Origin of the sequence: Pseudovibrio sp. WM33 (assembly GCF_001623165.1) — a bacterium.
In the GTDB taxonomy this organism is placed as follows: Bacteria; Pseudomonadota; Alphaproteobacteria; order Rhizobiales; family Stappiaceae; genus Pseudovibrio.
The window spans coordinates 1-18,967 of the sequence record NZ_LMCK01000091.1 but is presented as its reverse complement, the minus strand read 5'-3'; the positions used below and the strand labels follow the sequence as shown (position 1 = coordinate 18,967).

Genomic DNA, 18,967 nt, shown 5'->3' with positions numbered 1-18,967 from the left:
GCAGATGAACGCCTATGAGTTCTAAGGAACAGATTTCATTCACAAAGTCCATTGGATCAAAAGTCAAAGGCCGCAGATGATATGCTCATTTGCGGCCTTTGATTGTCTCGAAAAATGTGTCTGAGGATCAGACGCGTTGCACCAATGCCTTACAAAGAGGCTTCTTGCCCCAATGCTCTACAACTGCATAACGCCCCGCCCGTCTGGCAGCTTCACGCACCAGTTCCACATCACGGCGGCGGCTCTTTGGAATGGAAATCACAGCACCATAAACGGCATCCCGAACGGCATCCTCAAACGGTGTCCCGTTTTCAGTTTCATCCGGCATCCCGAACAGAACCACATCGATATCGCCAAGCAACTCACCACGGCCATCCACGATCAGCGAAACCATCACGCAGCCACCATAAGAAAGCTTGCGCCGTTCCTGAACACCAGTTTCCTCAGGCGCTGCAATCAAATGGCCGTCACGAACCAGAATACCGGCAGGCGCTTCATCAATGACCTCAAGCCCACCCGGATGCAGGCGCACCATGTCGCCATCACGGATGATCTTAATGTCCTTCACGCCTTTGCTGATAGCAAAGTCCTTATGACACTGCAGGTGCAGTGGTTCACCGTGAACCGGTAGAACTTTCTTCGGGCGCACAAGATTGTAAACCTGATCCAGCTCACCACGACGCGGATGCCCAGACACGTGCACCAGCGCATCACGATCTGTCACCACCTTCAACCCTTCGTGGGTCAGCTGGTTGATGATGTTGGAAACAGCCTTTTCATTGCCCGGAATAGTCCGACTGGAGAAGATAACCATATCCCCCGCAGACAGCGCGACCTGACGGTGTTGATCACCCGCAATACGGGCCATTGCGGCACGCGCTTCGCCCTGAGACCCAGTGCAAAGAGCAACAACCTTATCACGCGGCAAAGATCCATAGGTCTCTTCATCACGGAATGGCGCCAGTCCATCAAGATAGCCCAGATCACGCGCGATCTCGACAGTGCGCTGCATACTCCGGCCAATCACAACAATCTCACGCTCTGCCGCCATTGCCGCTTCAGCAACCGCCCGCATACGCGCAACGTTGGAGGCAAACGTGGTCACAGCAACACGGTTCGGTGCCTCTTTGATGATCCGTGTCAGCTCTTCCTTCACATCCGCTTCACTCGGGCTGACCCCGTCACGGACTGCATTGGTGCTGTCACAGACAAAGACATCAACGCCTTCATCTCCCAGTTCACGCAAACGCTGAAGGTCGATCGCTTTACCAATGCCCGGTGTCAGATCGATCTTCCAGTCACCGGAATGCAACACCAACTGACCGCCAACACGAATAGCCAGAGCACACGGCTCCGGGATCGAGTGGGTCATGGTCACCATCTCAATATCAAAGATACCGGCTTTGAAACGATCTCCCTGATTAACAACAGTCACCGGAATTTCATAATCCGCACCATCGCCAATCAGCTTGGCTTCCAGAAGGCGAGCAGTGAACTCGGTCGCGTAGACCGGCAGTTCGAGCCGCTTCCAGAGGTAGGACAATGCCCCGTAATGGTCTTCGTGAGCATGCGTGATGACGATGCCATCAATGCGAGACCGCTCTTCTTCCAGAAAACGAATATCTGGCAGAACAAGGTCCACACCAGGCAATTCCGGTCCGGCAAATGAGACACCAAAATCAACAATCAGCCAGCGACGGTCGTCCTCAGGTCCATATCCATAAAGACCAAGGTTCATTCCAATTTCGCCAACACCGCCCAAAGGCAGGAATACGAGCTCTTGAGTGCTCGACATCTAAGACTCCTTCAAAGCATATCCCCAATAAATGGTTCCGGTTCTCGGAATGAGAATATGCGTATAAACTCTAGAGCGCGTTCCGTTTGATTGGGACCAATCAAGCAACAGGAATTCGCTCAAACAAAAGAACTAAGAGCGAGATGCGTGAATGCAAATGAACGCAACTTGCTCTATGTCCTGACAGACGAGTGGCCTTAGTATTCAAAAAGCCAGCAGAACACGCTTTGCACGTCTTCAGGAAAAGAAAACATCTCCGGCTGTCACCAGCCGCTCGCCACCATGATCCATCTTGACGATCAGGCGACCCATTTGGTCGATGTCCATAAAGACACCGGAAAACTCTTCATTGCTCAGGCGGACACGGATCGGTTTCCCGCGCCCCACGGCGCGTCGCAGCCATGCAGATCTGATCTCTTCAAACCCACTGGCAGCTTTCCACGTTTCCAGCCATCGTGCAAAACTTTGCGCAAGTGCGTCAAAGACCTGTTGCGGCTCACACATGTATCCCATGCTGCGTAAATCTGTAACAGCATAATCACCCAGATCCGGGTGATGAGACACGTTGACGCCAAAACCGCACACAAGGCACAGCTCACCATTAGGCCCACTTTCGCTCTCAAGCAATATGCCAGAGACTTTTTGTCCGTCGATGAGCACATCATTCGGCCACTTCAGCTGCACCAGATTGTGCGCACCTGTTGCCCGTTCAATGGCCTCTCCAAGGGCAAGAGCCGCCACAAAGGGCAGCTGAACGATCTTCTCGTTCTGTACACCCACCCGCAGCAACACTGAGGCAAACAGATTGCCGGTCTCCGAAGTCCACGCCCGTCCACGGCGTCCGCGCCCGCTCAACTGAATATCGGAGCGGACCCACAGATTACCCGGATGCCCTTCCCGTGCCTTGTGCAGGCCGTGGGTGTTGGTGGACCCGATCTGGTCGTAGTACTCAAAACAAAAGCCCGGTGCAGATCGCACCGGGCCTTCGTCTTTTAATTGTCCAAGGTTCATCATAGGAAACTAGAACAGAACGCCAGCCGCATTGGCAGCCGCATTCATAATTGGCTCCGGCATGATGAAGAACAGTCCGACGACTGCACTGGAAAGACCAAGCACAATTTTCATTTCACCGGACATTGGCAGGAACTCGCCAGTCGCATCATCAAAGAACATGACCTTGATCACACGCAGGTAATAGTAAGCAGCCACAACGCTGGTCACCAGACCAATCACGACCAATGGAGCAAGACCTGCATCCATCGCAGCGATGAACACGTAGAACTTACCAAAGAAGCCAATGAGTGGTGGCAGACCGGTCAGGGAGAACATGATCACTGCAAGCAACACTGCCATTGGCAGGTTGGTCTTGGAAAGACCTGCAAGATCGGAGATCTCTTCAACCATACCTTCCTTGCGGCGCATGGACAGGATGCAAGCAAACGCACCCAGTGTCATCGCAAGGTAAGCTGTCATGAACACGATCAGACCGTGGACACCAGCTTCAGTACCAGCTGCCAGACCAACCAGAGCGTAACCCATGTTACCAATGGAAGAGTATGCCATCAGACGTTTGATGTTCTTCTGCCCAATCGCAGCAAAGGCACCAAGACCCATGGACGCGATAGCGATGAACACAACGATCTGCTGCCAGTCAGTGGTCACACTACCCAAAGGCTCAACCAGCACACGGATCAGCATACCGAATGCAGCAATCTTAGGCGCTGCTGCAAAAAACGCAGTAACCGGTGTTGGTGCACCCTCATAAACGTCCGGGGTCCACATATGGAATGGAACCGCAGAGATCTTGAAGGCAATACCTGCCAGCATGAACACGATACCAAACACCAGACCAAGGGATGCACGATCGTCTGTCAGAGCCGCCGCGATGCCAGTAAAGTCAGTGTGGCCGGTAAAGCCGTAGATGAAGGACATACCGTAAAGCAGCATACCGGAAGACAACGCACCAAGGACGAAGTACTTCAGGCCAGCCTCAGTAGAGCGAACAGAGTCACGGTTAATCGCAGCAACCACGTAAAGCGCCAGAGACTGCAGCTCAACACCCAGATACATGGAGATCAGATCGTTGGCTGAAAGCATCAGCATCATACCAACGGTCGCGATCACGATGAGGATCGGGTATTCAAAGCGGTCAAAGTTCTGAGAACGTGCGTAAGCAACGGACATCGCAATCGCAAAGCCGGACCCGATCAGCACCAGTATTTTCATATACTGGGAGAACGCGTCCTGTACGAATGCGCCGTCAAATGTTGTGCCGTAATGCGGGCTCACCAGCAGGATCAGACCTGCAACAGTGAGCAACGCAACGCAGATACCCGTTACCAGCGGAGTGGATTTCTCTCCACCAAAAGCTCCAACCATCAGCAGGACCATTGCGCCGAGAACCAGAAGGATCTCGGGCAATACCGGCATTAGATCAGGAATAGCTAGAAGCTCAGCATTCATGAGTGCACGGTCCCCTGTTAATGGCTAGACACTGCAGCGGCTGCATGGGCAAGACCCCCTGCATCAAGCGCGGCATTGTAGTTTTCGATAAGGGCACCAACGGACGCGGACGTCACATCCAGCACTGCTGCTGGGTAGAACCCGAAGAAGATAGTCAAAATGATCAGCGGAGCCAGGATCAGCTTCTCACGACCTGTCAGGTCCAGCATGGACTTGAGGCTTTCCTTCTCCAACGCACCAAAGACGACGCGGCGGTAAAGGAACAGAGCGTAAGCAGCAGACAGGATCACACCAGTCGCAGCAAAGAACGCCACCCAGGTGTTCACTTGGAACACACCAATCAGAGTCAGGAACTCACCCACGAAACCGGCGGTACCTGGCAGACCAACGTTTGCCATAGTGAAGATCATGAACGCCACCGCATAACGAGGCATGTTGTTCACGAGGCCACCATAAGCCGTAATCTGACGAGTGTGCATCCGGTCATAAATCACACCAACACACAGGAACAGCGCGCCAGAGATCAGACCGTGAGCTAGCATCATGAAGATCGCACCTTCAATACCCTGCGCATTGGCAGAGAAGATGCCCATGGTCACGAAGCCCATGTGAGCGACAGATGAGTAAGCAATCAGCTTCTTGATGTCTTCCTGAGCCAGCGCCACCAGTGAGGTGTAGATGATCGCCACAACAGACAGCGTAAAGATGAACGGTGCGAACATATCACTAGCGATTGGGAACATTGGCAATGAGAACCTTAAGAACCCATAACCACCCATCTTCAGCAGGATCGCAGCCAAAACAACAGAACCAGCCGTCGGCGCTTCCACGTGCGCATCTGGCAACCAGGTGTGAACAGGCCACATTGGCAACTTCACCGCAAAGCTTGCGAAGAAAGCCAGCCACAACCACGTCTGCATCGCTGCCGGGAATTCGCTCTCATTAAGAAGAGTTGGGATATCCAGCGTACCAGCCTGCCAGTACATAGCCATGATAGCTGCCAGCATCAGCACAGAGCCGAGCAAAGTGTACAGGAAGAACTTATAACTTGCATAAACGCGGCGCGGGCCACCCCAAACACCGATGATTAGGAACATCGGAATGAGGCCAGCTTCAAAGAACACGTAGAACAGAACCAGATCCAGCGAACAGAACACACCGATCATCAGTGTTTCCAGTACGAGGAAAGCGATCATGTATTCCTTGACGCGGTTCTGAATGCTTTCCCAACTCGCCAGAATACACAGCGGCATAAGGAAAGTAGTCAGGATCACGAACAGCATGGAAATGCCGTCAACGCCCATATGGTAGGTGAAGGTTTCACCAAACCAGTTGTGCTTCTCCACCATCTGGAAGCCAGGGTTCTCGTTGGTGAACCCGCCCCAGATGAACAAGGAGACGATAAATGTGAAACTCGTCGTAATCAGCGCAACACGCCGAATATTCGTTTTCGCATCTGGGTCATCCCCCCGCACCAGAAGGATGAAGAACACACCGACCAGTGGGAGAAATGTTGTGATGGAAAGGATGGACCAGTCGTTCATTAATGAACTCCCCCACCGGAGAACATGGCCAGTGTCACGAAGAAGGCAACCCCGATCAACATGGCAAATGCGTAGTGATAGATGTAGCCAGACTGCAGGCGAACAACCCAACCGGTAACCTGCTGAACGCGTGAGGCAACACCGTCAGGACCAAGTCCGTCAATCACAGTGCCGTCACCGCGCTTCCACAGGAAGCGGCCAAGAGCCAGAGAAGGTTTCACGAACAGGAAGTCATAAAGCTCATCAAAGTACCACTTGTTCAGGAGGAACAGGTACAGAGGCTTATGACGCTCTGCCAGAGCCTTCGGCATATCTGGTTTAGCGATGTAGAAGAGGTAAGCAAGAATGAAACCGCCAGCCATTGCAAGCCATGGGGAAAGCTTCACGAGCCAATGGACGTGATGCATTTCTTCAATGACTGCGAGCTCACTGTTCGTACCGCCAAAGACGTTCTTCCAGAAATGAAGGTAGTCGTGACCGATGAACGCTTCCTTGAATACCATACCGGCAAAAGCTGCACCAAGTGCAAGCAACAGTAGCGGCACAAGCATAACCCATGGGCTCTCATGGATGTGTTTCATCACATCAACAGAAGCCCGAGGTTTACCGTGGAAGGTCATGAACACCAGACGCCAGCTGTAAAAACTGGTCATCGCAGCTGCAAGAACTGTTGCCCAGAAGGCATAGGACGCAAACATGTTGTGACCGACATAAGCAGCTTCAATAATCGCATCTTTGGAGATGAAGCCAGCTGTACCGATATAGGTGAACGGAATACCGAAACCAGTCAGGGCCAGTGTACCAATCATCATGGTCCAGTAGGTCCATGGAATGTGCTTACGCAACCCCCCCATCTTACGCATGTCTTGCTCGTCAGACACAGAGTGAATAACGGAGCCAGCGCATAAGAACAGCAGTGCTTTAAAGAACGCGTGCGTGAACAGGTGGAAGATACCAACACCAAACGCACCAACACCCAGCGCCACGAACATGTACCCCAGCTGAGAACAGGTGGAATATGCAATCACGCGCTTGATGTCGTTCTGCACACAGCCAATGGTCGCAGCAAAGAAGGCAGTCGTCGCACCAACGAAGGTCACAACCGTCAGAGCTGTTGGCGCAAGTTCAAAGACTGGAGCAAGACGCGCAACCATGAACACACCAGCCGTCACCATGGTCGCTGCATGGATCAGCGCGGAAACAGGCGTTGGGCCTTCCATCGCATCCGGCAACCAGGTGTGAAGCAGGAACTGAGCTGACTTACCCATGGCACCCATAAAGAGCAGCAGGCAAATAACTGTCAGTGCCGCTTCAGGCATCAATTCATACCCAAGGAAATTCAGAACAGGCTCTTTGCTTTCAAGAAGAGAAGGGCCGCTGCTGAAAATCGTCGTGAAGTCGATGGAACCGTACAGGTAGAAAACACCGAAGATACCCAGAGCAAAACCAAAGTCACCCACGCGGTTAACAATGAAGGCTTTCATCGCAGCCGCATTGGCAGAAGGTTTTTTGTACCAGAATCCGATCAACAGGTACGATGCCAGACCAACGCCTTCCCAACCAAAAAACATTTGCAGCAAGTCATCAGAGGTGACCAGTGCCAACATTGAGAAGGTAAAGAAAGACAGATAAGCAAAGAACCGCGGACGATCCGGATCGTGGTGCATGTACCCGATAGAGTAGATGTGAACCACACAGGAAATGGAGTTCACAACCACCAGCATCACTGCGGTGAGTGTGTCGACCCGGATTGTCCAGTTAACCGACAGATCCCCAGAGGTGATCCAACGGAAGATTGTTACAATCTGAGTGCTCTCCGACCCAATGCCGAATTGAAAAAACACCACCCAAGACAAAAGGGCTGCGACAATCATAAAGCCGCTGGTGATGTACTCGCTGGCTTTGACCCCAAGCCGATTGCCGAACATTCCGACAATCAGGAAGCCAAGCAACGGCAGAAAAACGATTGCTGAAAACATCCGCCCCTCAGCCTTTCATCATATTGATGTCTTCCACGGCAATAGAGCCGCGGTTACGGAAGTAAACAACCAGAATAGCAAGACCAATAGCCGCCTCTGCTGCTGCAACGGTAAGAACCAGGAGCGCAAAGATCTGACCAACCATGTCCTGCATGAAGTAGGAAAATGCCACCAGGTTGATATTAACTGCGAGCAATAAAAGCTCGATAGACATCAGGATCACGATGACATTCTTTCGGTTGAGAAAGATGCCAAAGATCCCGATGGTGAATAGGATCGCTGCGACCCCGAGATAGTGCGCTATGCCAATTTCCATGGGCGCCTCTCAGTGCTCCCCGTTTTCTATTCAAACTCCGAAGAAGGAACCCTCAAGAGGAAGGCCTTTTCTCCGGTACGAATTAATGGTGAAGACCCGTTACAAACGCGCCTTACAACCCCTTGCCTCTTTCAACTTTGACCACTTCGATCGAAGTTTCAGGACGACGGGCATTCTGTTCAGAGATATTCTGACGGCGTACACCCGGCTTATGGCGGAGGGTCAATACAATCGCACCGATCATTGCAACCAGCAGCACCAGACCAGAAATCTGGAACCAGTAAATGTAGCGGGTGTAAAGCAATTCACCGATAGCGGCGATATTTTGTGTCTGCTCAACAGGAGGTGTCGGGGCGGACCCTTCACCTAACATGCCAGGGGCGATGTACCAGCCACTGGCAACCATCAAGAGTTCAGCCAGCAGAATTGCACCAATCAGCGCGCCGATTGGCAAATACTGCAAGAACCCCTGACGCATTTCGGCAAAGTCAACATCCAGCATCATGACCACGAACAGGAACAGCACCATGACCGCCCCCACGTAGACAACAACCAGAAGCATCGCCAGATACTCGGCACCAATCAGTACAAACAACCCGGCTGCATTAAAGAAGCACAGGATGAGGAACAGCACTGAGTGAACCGGATTGCGAGAAGCAATCACCATGAAGGCAGAGGCCACCGCAAGTGCGGCAAACAGATAGAAAAACAGGGCCTGCAAAACCATTTTTAGGTTGCCTTTGTCCTATTGTCTCGCCCGGTCAGTGCAAAGCCCCAACCGGACACAATCCACTCCCGTTACCTTAACGGTACGGAGCATCCAATTCGATATTGCGAGCGATCTCACGCTCCCACCGCTCCCCATTCGCAAGCAGCTTGTCCTTGTCGTAGAACAGCTCTTCCCGCGTCTCGGTCGCAAATTCAAAGTTCGGGCCTTCCACGATCGCATCCACCGGACACGCTTCCTGACAGAACCCGCAGTAAATGCACTTGGTCATGTCAATGTCGTAGCGAGTGGTACGGCGTGTTCCGTCATTACGACGAGGTCCAGCTTCAATCGTAATGGCCTGCGCAGGGCAGATCGCTTCACACAGCTTACAAGCAATGCAGCGCTCTTCTCCATTCGGATACCGGCGCAAGGCGTGTTCACCGCGAAAACGCGGGCTTACAGCACCCTTCTCAAAGGGATAGTTAATCGTCGGCTTTGGTTTAAAGAAATAACGCATGGCAAGAAAAAACGCCGAAACGAACTCCTTCAAAAGCAACGACTTTGCGGCCTGTCCCAGTCCCATAGCCTTTACAGCCCTTTCTTGATCGAACATGCCACCGGCATGGAAGATCTATTACAATCCAAGAGAACCTATGAGCACTTCTAAAAAGTCATACTAGGTTCTCGTTACCCTTTCCTCTCGAATTAAGGAGCAATGCTAGCTCCGGCGAGATATCCGATAATCGGAATCCCGATTATCGTTAGGGCAAAAATGACTTTGCGGATCGTCGGTTCCGCCAGCTCAACCCAACCTTTTTCAGCTGGGTTGAGCTCTTTTCCTTTGTTAATGGCTGCCTCCATAAATCCAAGAAGGAGACGGTAGTTCAGCCATCCAAGGTAAATTCCCATGACACCGCCGATTAACCCGGCGATGGAAATCATGCTCCAAATCCACCCACTGGCGGCGTCCAGCCCATGAACATCAGCACGAAGGCCACGATGAACACCATTGCCAGTGACAGCGGCAGGAAGACTTTCCAACCCAGACGCATCAGCTGGTCATAGCGATAACGCGGGACCATTGCTTTCGCCATGGAGATGAAGAAGAACACCAACAAACTCTTGAGCAGGAACCAGATGACACCAGGCACCCAGGTGAATGGTGCAATATCCAATGGAGGCAACCAGCCGCCCATAAACAGGATGGTCATCAGACCACACATCAAGGAGATCGCCACATACTCACCCAACATGAACATCATGTAAGGGGTAGAGCCGTACTCAACCATGAAGCCTGCAACCAGTTCAGATTCCGCTTCCGCCAGATCGAATGGAGGACGGTTTGTTTCTGCCAAAGCGGAAACAAAGAACACCACGAACATCGGGAACAGCGGCAACCAGTACCAGTTCAAAATAGACAACCATGGCACGCCCAGCATGTGAGCAAGCCCGCGAGTCTGCTGCGCATAAACGATCTCAGTCAGGTTCAACGAACCAACGCAGAGCAGAACGGTCACGATTACAAAGCCGATAGAAACTTCATAGGAAACCATCTGTGCCGCAGCACGAAGCGCTGACAAGAACGGGTATTTGGAGTTGGAGGCCCAACCAGCAATGATCACGCCATAAACTCCAAGGGAGCTGATAGCGAACACATACAAAATACCCACATTGATGTTTGCAATCGCCCAACCATCAGCAACCGGTATTACCACCCATGCTGCGAGAGCAAGAACCACTGTCACCAGCGGCGCAAACAAAAACAGGAACTTATCAGATCCCGATGGGATCACAGGTTCTTTCAAAACAAATTTCAAAAGATCCGCAAAACTCTGCAACAAGCCCCAGGGGCCAACAACGTTAGGACCGCGACGGATCTGGACAGCAGCCCAGATCTTACGGTCAGCGTATAGAATGTAAGCAACGATCAGCAGCAGCACGACCATCAAGAGCACGCTCTGGAAGAGCATGATGATCAGCGGCCAGCCATAATCCCAGAAAAAAGCTTCCATGCTCACCGTCCCCTTATTCCGCCGCCTCAGCTCGGCGCTGCATGGCAAGTGCGGAACACTCGGCCATCACCGCTGAAGCTCGGGCAATCGGGTTGGTTAGATAAAAATCAGTGAATGCCTGTGCGAAACCGGCACCATTCATGTCACCACCGCGCACGCTGAGCTTGGAAACATCCGAAGCAACACCGGTCGCGATGCAATCTACATTCGCCATATGAGGAACTGCCTCAACAACAGCTCCGCGCAACTGCGCAAAACTGTTGAAGGAAAGCGGCTTACCAAGTGCACCGGAAAGCGCACGAATGATTGCCCAGTCCTCACGTGCATCACCAGGAGGGAATGCAGCGCGGTTTGCCAGCTGTACACGGCCTTCCAGGTTCACAAAAGTACCTGGTTTTTCGGTGTAAGCAGCACCTGGCAAAATAACGTCAGCGCGGTGTGCGCCGCGGTCACCGTGGGTGCCGATATAAACAACAAACGCATCCCCGAAGGAAGCCATGTCCAGTTCATCTGCACCAAGCAGGAACACAACATCTACGTCGCCTTTGGCAGCTGCGTCTTGAATACCACCAGTATCCAGACCACCCTCACCCGGAACAAGTCCGATATCCAGACCGCCAACACGGCTGGCAGCAGTGTGAAGAACGTTAAAGCCGTTCCACTCATCGCTCACAGCACCAACGCTTTCAGCAAGCTTGGCAGCAGCGGCCAGTACAGCAGCACCGTCTTCACGGGCAATCGCGCCTTCACCAACGATGATCATTGGATTTTTAGCGTTCTTCAGAACCTCTGCAAATGCGTTCTTGCCAGAAGCAACGTCCGCCAGAGTGTCTGGACCAGCACCGAGGTAATCCACGTCGTAGGTCAGATCCGCAGGTTGGCCAATCAGACCAACTTTTGCACCGCCATGACGCCAAACCTTACGGATGCGGGCATTGAGAACTGGCGCCTCAACACGTGGGTTAGCACCCACGAGCAGAATTGCATCAGCGTCTTCAATACCTTCCACGGAAGAGTTAAACAGATAGGTTGTCCGACCAAGAGACGGATCAAGCTGTGCACCATCCTGACGGCAATCCATGTTGGCAGAACCAACACTCTCCATCAGAGCCTTCAGAGCAAACATTTCTTCAACAGTAGCAAGATCACCAGCGATCGCAGCAGTTTTAGCACCACCAGCCGCTTTCACCTTTGACGCAACCGCATTCAGAGCGTCAGTCCAGCTCGCAGGAGCTAGCTTGCCGTTCTGCTTCACGTATGGGCGATCCAGACGCTGTGTCTTCAGACCATCCCAGATAAAGCGGGTTTTGTCGGAGATCCATTCCTCGTTCACCTCTTCATTGAGGCGAGGCATGATGCGCATGACTTCTTTACCGCGTGTATCCACACGGATAGCGGAGCCAAGAGCGTCCATCACGTCGACGCTTTCTGTCTTCACCAGTTCCCAGGGGCGAGCATTGAACTCGTATGGGCGGGAAGTCAGAGCACCAACCGGGCAAAGGTCAATCACGTTGCCCTGCAGCTCGGAGGAAAGCGCTTCTTCAAGATAAGTGGTAATCTCGGCGTCTTCACCGCGGCCAATCAGGCCCAGTTCAGAAACACCGGCAACCTCGGTCGTAAAGCGAACACAGCGCGTGCAGTGAATGCAGCGTGTCATGATCGTTTTCACAAGCGGACCGACATATTTATTTTCAACTGCGCGCTTGTTTTCCGCATAACGGGAACTATCTACACCGTAAGCCATGGCCTGATCTTGAAGATCACACTCACCGCCTTGGTCACAGATAGGGCAGTCCAGCGGGTGGTTGATCAGGAGAAACTCCATCACACCTTCACGCGCTTTTTTCACCATAGGAGATTTTGTAAAAATCTCTGGTGGCTGGCCTTCTGGTCCCGGACGCAGATCGCGCACGCCCATTGCACAAGAGGCAACCGGTTTTGGCGGTCCGCCTTTTACTTCTACAAGGCACATGCGGCAGTTGCCGGCCACTGAAAGCCGGTCATGAAAACAGAACCGAGGAATTTCCGCGCCGGCCTCTTCACAGGCCTGCATAACGGTATATTCCGCAGGAACTTCAATTTCTTTGCCGTCGACGACAAGCTTGGTCATGCGTTGGCATCCTCACCCTTAGCTTCTTTAGCCCGATAAGCTTCAAGAAGCTCAGTCACTTCAATTCCATCGATGGTCATGCCCTCAAGCCGGCAGCTTTTGATTTTAGCGCCAGCCAGATTGGCATTTTCAAGGATCAGCCCAGAAAGATTGACTTTCTCGACTGACCAACCAGAAAGGTTTGCATCAAGGATCGACCAGCCTGAGAGGTTAACGTCGTTGATGCGGCTACCAGACATGTTCACGTTATTAAAGGAGCACCCGGAAAGGACACAGTCATCAAACACGGAACCTGAAAGGTCGCTTTCATTCACATCCAGACGTTTTTTCTCATTGCTGATCTTCATATCCCCTACTCCGCCGCAATCTTGTCGGTCGGTGTGCGCTGCGTAGCAACGTAACTGTCGATCCGATCTTCAATCACAGGGCGGAAGTTTTTGATCAAACCCTGAATAGGCCATGCCGCCGCATCACCAAGCGCGCAGATCGTATGACCTTCCACCTGCTTGGTCACTTTGAACAGCATGTCGATTTCCTCATAAGAGCTCTCGCCCTTGACCATCCGCTCCATAACACGCCACATCCAGCCCGTACCTTCACGGCACGGCGTACACTGACCGCAGCTTTCGTGTTTGTAGAAGTAGGACAGACGAGCAATCGCTTTGATGATGTCCGTGGAGTTGTCCATCACGATCACAGCAGCTGTACCCAGGGAAGAGCCAACTTCGCGCAGACCGTCAAAGTCCATCTTGGCGTCGCGAATTTCTTCGCCCTTCACACAAGGAACAGAAGAACCACCCGGAATAACCGCCAGCAGATTGTCCCAGCCGCCACGGATGCCACCGCAGTGCTTTTCAATCAGCTCCTTGAACGGAATACCCATGGTCTCTTCAACGGTACAAGGTTTGTTCACGTGTCCGGAAACACAGAACAATTTTGTACCAGCGTTGTTTTCGCGGCCAATACCGGAGAACCATGCACCACCACGACGCAAGATGGTCGGGGCAACAGCAATGGATTCCACGTTGTTCACTGTGGTTGGACAGCCATAGATACCCATGTTCGCAGGGAACGGAGGCTTCAGACGCGGTTGACCTTTTTTACCCTCAAGACTTTCCAGCAGTGCAGTTTCTTCACCGCAGATGTAAGCCCCTGCACCGTGGTGCACGTAGATATCAAAGTCATAGCCGTTCTTGTTGTTCTTGCCGATCAGGCCAGCATCATAAGCCTGATCAATCGCAGCCTGCAGGCGCTCACGTTCACGAATGAACTCGCCGCGCACGTAAATGTACGCCGCAATAGCACCCATCGCGAAACCAGCAAGCAAGCAGCCCTCAACCAGATGGTGAGGATCGTGACGCATGATTTCACGGTCTTTACAGGTACCCGGCTCGGACTCATCTGCATTAACCACGAGATAGGCCGGACGACCGTCGCTTTCCTTCGGCATGAAGGACCACTTCAGGCCAGTCGGGAAGCCTGCACCACCACGACCACGAAGACCGGAAGTCTTCATTTCGTCGATGATCCAGCTGCGACCTTTGTCAATAATGTCTTTGGTACCAGACCATGATCCACGCTGACGAGCCCCTTCGAGCCCCCAGTCATGCAGACCATAGATATTGGTGAAGATACGATCGGAATCGTTCAGCATCGCTTACCCCTCACCTTTCGCTTTGGCTTCCTGAGCTTTGCGGTGGCTCTCCAAGAACTCCGCAACACCAGCCTCAGCCGGACGAGGAACACCAGTATAACCAGCACCGCCAGTATTCAGAGCAGCACCTGCATGGTGCCGTGACGCTGCATCGGAACCGTCAACAACAATAGCTTCCTGAGGCGCACCCTTTGTGGTGTCCTCAATATTCAACAATGTGGTTGGACCACCCTCTGGCGCCGCGAAGATACGGTCAACACCCTGAGGGCCCGGTAGAACCGGCTTTCCGCCTGCAATGTTATCAAGAAGCTTTTCAAACTTCTCAACATCCAGATCCTCATAGAAGTCTTTGAAGATCTGCACCATCGGCGCGTTTACACAAGCACCAAGGCACTCAACCTCTTCCCAGGAGAAATTTCCATCTTCGGAAAGGGTATGAGGGGTCTCGGAGATCTTGCTTTTACAAACTTTGATAAGCTCTTCAGAACCACGCAGCTGACAGGGGGTCGTACCACACACCTGAATGTGTGCTTTTTTACCGACCGGCTGCAGCTGGAACATGGTGTAGAAGGTTGCCACTTCCAGAACACGGATGCGAGGCATATCGAGCATTTCAGAGATCACACGGATCGCTGGTTCGGTCACCCAACCAACCTGCTCTTGCGCACGCCACAGAATTGGCACGACAGCAGATGCCTGACGCCCTTCTGGATAACGCGCGATAACTTTATTCGCCCATTCCAGATTTTCTGGAGAGAACTCAAAAGAATCTGGTTGTTCGTGATGAAGACGACGCACTGACATTATCGGTCAATCTCCCCGAATACGATATCTAGAGAACCCATTACTGCAGCTACATCAGCTAACATGTGACCCTTGCACATATAATCCATTGCCTGCAAATGGGCAAAACCCGGAGCCTTAATTTTACAGCGGTAAGGCTTATTGGTTCCGTCAGAGATAAGATAAACACCGAATTCGCCTTTTGGCGCTTCAACGGCTGCATAAACTTCACCTTCAGGAACTTTGTAACCCTCAGTGTAAAGCTTGAAATGATGGATCAGAGCTTCCATGGAGCGCTTCATTTCATTGCGCTTCGGAGGAACCACTTTACCATCGGTTGAAGAAACAGGGCCAGTTTCCTTACCCAGCATCTCCAGACACTGCTTCATGATGCGAACAGATTGACGCATCTCAAACATCCGGATCAGGTAACGATCGTAACAGTCACCGTTCTTACCGACTGCAATGTCGAATTCCATTTCATCATAGCACTCGTAAGGCTGCGACTTACGCAGATCCCACTTCGCACCAGAACCACGGACCATTACACCGGAAAAGCCCATTGCCCAGGCATCATCAAGATCAACAATGCCGATATCAACGTTACGCTGTTTGAAGATACGGTTGTCAGTCAGAAGGCCTTCAATGTCGTCAAGAGTTTTGAGGAACGGATCACACCAGTTCCACATATCCTCAAGCAATTGAGCAGGAAGATCCTGATGCACACCGCCTGGACGCACATAAGCTGCGTGCATACGGGCACCACAACCGCGTTCATAAAAACCCATAAGCTCTTCGCGAGGCTCAAAACCCCACAGCGGCGGCGTCAACGCACCAACATCCAACGCCTGCGTGGTCACATTCAGAAGATGTGATAGCAAACGCCCGATTTCTGAATAAAGCACACGGATCAGCTGACCGCGCTTTGGCACTTCAATGCCCAGCAAACGCTCAACAGCAAGAGCATAAGCATGCTCCTGGTTCATGGGTGCTACATAGTCCAACCGGTCGAAGTAAGGCACAGCCTGAAGATAGGTCTTGTGCTCGATCAGTTTTTCAGTACCCCGGTGCAGCAATCCGATATGCGGGTCAACGCGAATGACCACCTCACCGTCCAGTTCAAGAACCAGACGCAGCACACCGTGCGCCGCAGGGTGCTGCGGACCAAAGTTAATATTAAAGTTTCGTACCTGAGCCTCAGCCATTCTCTACCTGTGCCTCAGTTCGATGCTTTTTCATCACCAGGAAGCACATAGTCAGTACCTTCCCATGGTGAGAGGAAATCAAAACTACGGAATTCCTGTGTAAGCTGCACAGGTTCATAAACAACACGCTTCTTGGTGTCATCGTAACGAACCTCTACATAACCCGTCAGAGGGAAATCCTTGCGAAGCGGGAAGCCGTCAAAACCGTAGTCAGTCAGCAAACGCCGCAGATCCGGGTTACCGGTGAATAGAATGCCGTACATGTCGTAGGCTTCACGTTCAAACCATTCAGCACCCTTAAAAATGGAGATGACAGAAGGAACCGGAGTGGCCTCATCTGTCTGAACCTTCACGCGAACGCGCAGGTTCTGAACGGGGGAAAGCAGGTGGTACACAACGTCGAAACGTTTTTCCCGAGCTGGCCAGTCCACACCGCAAATATCAACCAATGCTACAAAGCCGCACCGCGCGTCATCGCGCAGGAAACGCAAAACATTGATAATCTGATCATGGGACACATTAAGAGCCAGATCGCCATAAGCAACCGACCAGCCCTTAACTTTGTCTCCAAGCGTTAGCTCGATAAATTCACCGAGTTCGCTAAGCGTCTCGTCCATTACCTTGTTTCCTATAGGTTGGACATCTCACAAATGGCAAGGAACCCCATGCCAGCAATGTCGATAAGGCCGCGCACCACGAAAGTGCACGACCTGTAATTTATCTTTCAATCGTACCCGTACGGCGGATCTTCTTCTGCAGCAGCAGCACACCATAAAGCAGCGCTTCAGCAGTTGGAGGACAACCCGGCACATAGATATCAACCGGAACAACCCGGTCACAACCGCGTACAACAGAATAGGAATAGTGGTAGTAACCGCCGCCATTCGCACACGATCCCATGGAGATCACATAGCGAGGCTCAGGCATCTGGTCGTAAACCTTGCGCAGTGCAGGCGCCATTTTGTTGGTCAGCGTACCCGCAACAATCATCACATCAGACTGACGTGGGGAACCACGAGGAGCAAAGCCGAAACGCTCTGCGTCATAACGCGGCATCGACATCTGCATCATTTCCACTGCACAACAGGCAAGACCAAACGTCATCCACATAAGCGAACCGGTACGTGCCCACTGAATCAAGCTTTCACTGGAAGTAACCAGAAAACCCTTATCAGAAAGCTCGTTGTTCACATTCATGAAGAACGGATCATTCTCGCCCACTGGGCGACCTGTGTTGGGATCAATGATCCCTTTTGGAGCTTCAGAGACAAGAGGCTTGGAGCCGTCAGAGATCAATCCCATTCCAGCGCTCCCTTCTTCCATTCATAGATGAACCCAATCGTGAGCACGCCCAGGAAGATCATCATGGAGACGAAGCCAAACCAGCCCAGCCCACCATAAGCAACAGCCCATGGGAAGAGGAAAGCAACTTCGAGATCAAAGATGATGAAAAGGATCGATACCAGATAAAACCGGATGTCGAATTTCATACGCGCGTCATCAAAGGCGTTAAAGCCACACTCGTAAGCAGAAAGCTTCTCAGAATCTGGATTCTTGAAAGCAACGATAAACGGGGCAATGAGAAGCGCGAGGCCAATAACGAGGGCAACACCGATAAAGACGACAATCGGGATGTACTCCCTGAGGAGGTCTTCCATTTGTATATCCGTCCCTAGACGTAACAGGTCATGCGACCAATAAAACTCTTGGTGCACTGCACACACGGCAGAAAGTAGGGCGTAAGATTTGGAAGGACACCCTAGGATCCGGTGTATCTAGTCGCACCGCAACGCACGATTAGCTTAGCCCCACCATCTGCGCAAGACCTTACAACGGAGTAAATCGGGTCGGAAAGAGTGCCTTACGCCACGAGAAGATCACATTCTCGAGAGGCGGGCACTAAAAAGCCGCTAAAAACCTAGAGATATATATTATGAGTAAAATACTCATATTAAAATAGAAAAATGACGTTTTCTAACAATTGCTTGGGAAAACTACTCAAGACTTAAAATCGGACAATAAAATTGGTGCATTTTCCTGCGTAGTTCTGCGTAAATAGTCAAAACGTCTCAATTGAAGAGTCGCAGGACAATACCCATGAGCCACCATAATGGACTTTGTTTTAAGCCCCTGCCTACTAAAGCTTGTCCGCTAAATCTGCCATATCCGGCAGCTCCCCTACCCTAAATATAAGACAGCAAAGCTTCAGCAGGAAACATGGGTAGATAATGCAATGAAATCCAGAGAAGATGAGCCAGAATACACGAAAGCACGGTGCGCTATTTAAAGCGAACACCGTGCTTTTCGTAGTAAATGAAAGTGGCGCGAGTGACGGGACTCGAACCCGCGACCTCCGGCGTGACAGGCCGGCACTCTAACCAACTGAGCTACACCCGC

Annotated in this window: 18 protein-coding genes and 1 tRNA gene; all 19 read right to left on the bottom strand. The window is 51.9% G+C overall.

Translation table 11 applies throughout. From position 1 onward, the window contains the following. Nucleotides 1-127: 127 nt before the first annotated feature. The 19 genes from PsWM33_RS18110 to PsWM33_RS18020 all read right to left on the bottom strand — a co-directional run bounded on the left by PsWM33_RS18110 (nucleotide 128) and on the right by PsWM33_RS18020 (nucleotide 18,967). Complete coding sequence (locus tag PsWM33_RS18110) at nucleotides 128-1,795, bottom strand: ribonuclease J (RefSeq protein ID WP_063301144.1); 1,668 nt, start codon at nucleotides 1,793-1,795, stop codon at nucleotides 128-130. A gap of 237 nt (nucleotides 1,796-2,032) precedes the next feature. Continuing rightward, complete coding sequence (locus PsWM33_RS18105) at nucleotides 2,033-2,773, bottom strand: biotin--[acetyl-CoA-carboxylase] ligase (RefSeq protein WP_208860436.1); 741 nt, start codon at nucleotides 2,771-2,773, stop codon at nucleotides 2,033-2,035. 42 nt (nucleotides 2,774-2,815) lie between these two features. Next, nucleotides 2,816-4,258, bottom strand: coding sequence for an NADH-quinone oxidoreductase subunit NuoN (gene nuoN, locus PsWM33_RS18100; RefSeq protein ID WP_063301143.1), 1,443 nt, complete (start codon nucleotides 4,256-4,258; stop codon nucleotides 2,816-2,818). A 17-nt stretch (nucleotides 4,259-4,275) separates the two neighbouring features. After that, nucleotides 4,276-5,802 (bottom strand): NADH-quinone oxidoreductase subunit M, encoded by a 1,527-nt coding sequence (locus PsWM33_RS18095; protein ID WP_063301142.1) that lies wholly within the window; start codon nucleotides 5,800-5,802, stop codon nucleotides 4,276-4,278. After that, the gene (gene nuoL / locus PsWM33_RS18090) at nucleotides 5,802-7,781 is read right to left on the bottom strand and encodes an NADH-quinone oxidoreductase subunit L (RefSeq protein ID WP_063301141.1); all 1,980 of its coding nucleotides are present in this window, start codon (nucleotides 7,779-7,781) and stop codon (nucleotides 5,802-5,804) included. Before nuoL ends, PsWM33_RS18095 begins: the two co-directional genes overlap by 1 nt. Before the next feature lie 7 nt (nucleotides 7,782-7,788). Continuing rightward, nucleotides 7,789-8,097, bottom strand: a complete 309-nt coding sequence (nuoK, locus tag PsWM33_RS18085) for an NADH-quinone oxidoreductase subunit NuoK (protein WP_057465603.1) — start codon at nucleotides 8,095-8,097, stop codon at nucleotides 7,789-7,791. A gap of 112 nt (nucleotides 8,098-8,209) precedes the next feature. After that, nucleotides 8,210-8,824 carry an NADH-quinone oxidoreductase subunit J gene (locus PsWM33_RS18080; protein WP_063297415.1) on the bottom strand — a complete coding sequence of 205 codons (615 nt, stop codon included), beginning with the start codon at nucleotides 8,822-8,824 and terminating at the stop codon, nucleotides 8,210-8,212. A 76-nt stretch (nucleotides 8,825-8,900) separates the two neighbouring features. Then, entirely contained in the window at nucleotides 8,901-9,389 is a 489-nt protein-coding gene (gene nuoI / locus PsWM33_RS18075; RefSeq protein WP_057465605.1) for an NADH-quinone oxidoreductase subunit NuoI, read from the bottom strand. A 122-nt stretch (nucleotides 9,390-9,511) separates the two neighbouring features. After that, a complete protein-coding gene (locus tag PsWM33_RS18070; RefSeq protein ID WP_063301140.1) occupies nucleotides 9,512-9,748 on the bottom strand; it encodes a hypothetical protein in 237 nt (78 codons plus the stop codon). After that, complete coding sequence (nuoH, locus tag PsWM33_RS18065; RefSeq protein WP_063301139.1) at nucleotides 9,745-10,818, bottom strand: NADH-quinone oxidoreductase subunit NuoH; 1,074 nt, start codon at nucleotides 10,816-10,818, stop codon at nucleotides 9,745-9,747. Before nuoH ends, PsWM33_RS18070 begins: the two co-directional genes overlap by 4 nt. 13 nt (nucleotides 10,819-10,831) lie before the next feature. Beyond that, nucleotides 10,832-12,928: an NADH-quinone oxidoreductase subunit NuoG gene (gene nuoG / locus PsWM33_RS18060; protein ID WP_063301138.1), complete on the bottom strand. Its 2,097-nt coding sequence runs from the start codon at nucleotides 12,926-12,928 to the stop codon at nucleotides 10,832-10,834. Then, nucleotides 12,925-13,275, bottom strand: a complete 351-nt coding sequence (locus tag PsWM33_RS18055; protein WP_063297418.1) for a pentapeptide repeat-containing protein — start codon at nucleotides 13,273-13,275, stop codon at nucleotides 12,925-12,927. Before PsWM33_RS18055 ends, nuoG begins: the two co-directional genes overlap by 4 nt. A 5-nt stretch (nucleotides 13,276-13,280) precedes the next feature. After that, nucleotides 13,281-14,582: an NADH-quinone oxidoreductase subunit NuoF gene (gene nuoF / locus PsWM33_RS18050; protein WP_063297419.1), complete on the bottom strand. Its 1,302-nt coding sequence runs from the start codon at nucleotides 14,580-14,582 to the stop codon at nucleotides 13,281-13,283. A 3-nt stretch (nucleotides 14,583-14,585) separates the two neighbouring features. Then, nucleotides 14,586-15,386, bottom strand: coding sequence for an NADH-quinone oxidoreductase subunit NuoE (nuoE, locus tag PsWM33_RS18045; RefSeq protein WP_063297420.1), 801 nt, complete (start codon nucleotides 15,384-15,386; stop codon nucleotides 14,586-14,588). Then, on the bottom strand, nucleotides 15,386-16,570 hold the full coding sequence (locus PsWM33_RS18040; protein ID WP_063297421.1) for an NADH-quinone oxidoreductase subunit D: 1,185 nt from the start codon (nucleotides 16,568-16,570) through the stop codon (nucleotides 15,386-15,388). Before PsWM33_RS18040 ends, nuoE begins: the two co-directional genes overlap by 1 nt. Nucleotides 16,571-16,584: 14 nt before the next feature. After that, nucleotides 16,585-17,187, bottom strand: a complete 603-nt coding sequence (locus tag PsWM33_RS18035) for an NADH-quinone oxidoreductase subunit C (protein WP_057465613.1) — start codon at nucleotides 17,185-17,187, stop codon at nucleotides 16,585-16,587. Nucleotides 17,188-17,287: 100 nt separating this feature from the next. Continuing rightward, on the bottom strand, nucleotides 17,288-17,872 hold the full coding sequence (locus tag PsWM33_RS18030) for a NuoB/complex I 20 kDa subunit family protein (protein ID WP_057465614.1): 585 nt from the start codon (nucleotides 17,870-17,872) through the stop codon (nucleotides 17,288-17,290). Continuing rightward, nucleotides 17,863-18,228, bottom strand: a complete 366-nt coding sequence (locus tag PsWM33_RS18025; RefSeq protein ID WP_057465615.1) for an NADH-quinone oxidoreductase subunit A — start codon at nucleotides 18,226-18,228, stop codon at nucleotides 17,863-17,865. Before PsWM33_RS18025 ends, PsWM33_RS18030 begins: the two co-directional genes overlap by 10 nt. Nucleotides 18,229-18,890: 662 nt before the next feature. Then, nucleotides 18,891-18,967: transfer RNA gene (locus tag PsWM33_RS18020), tRNA-Asp, on the bottom strand.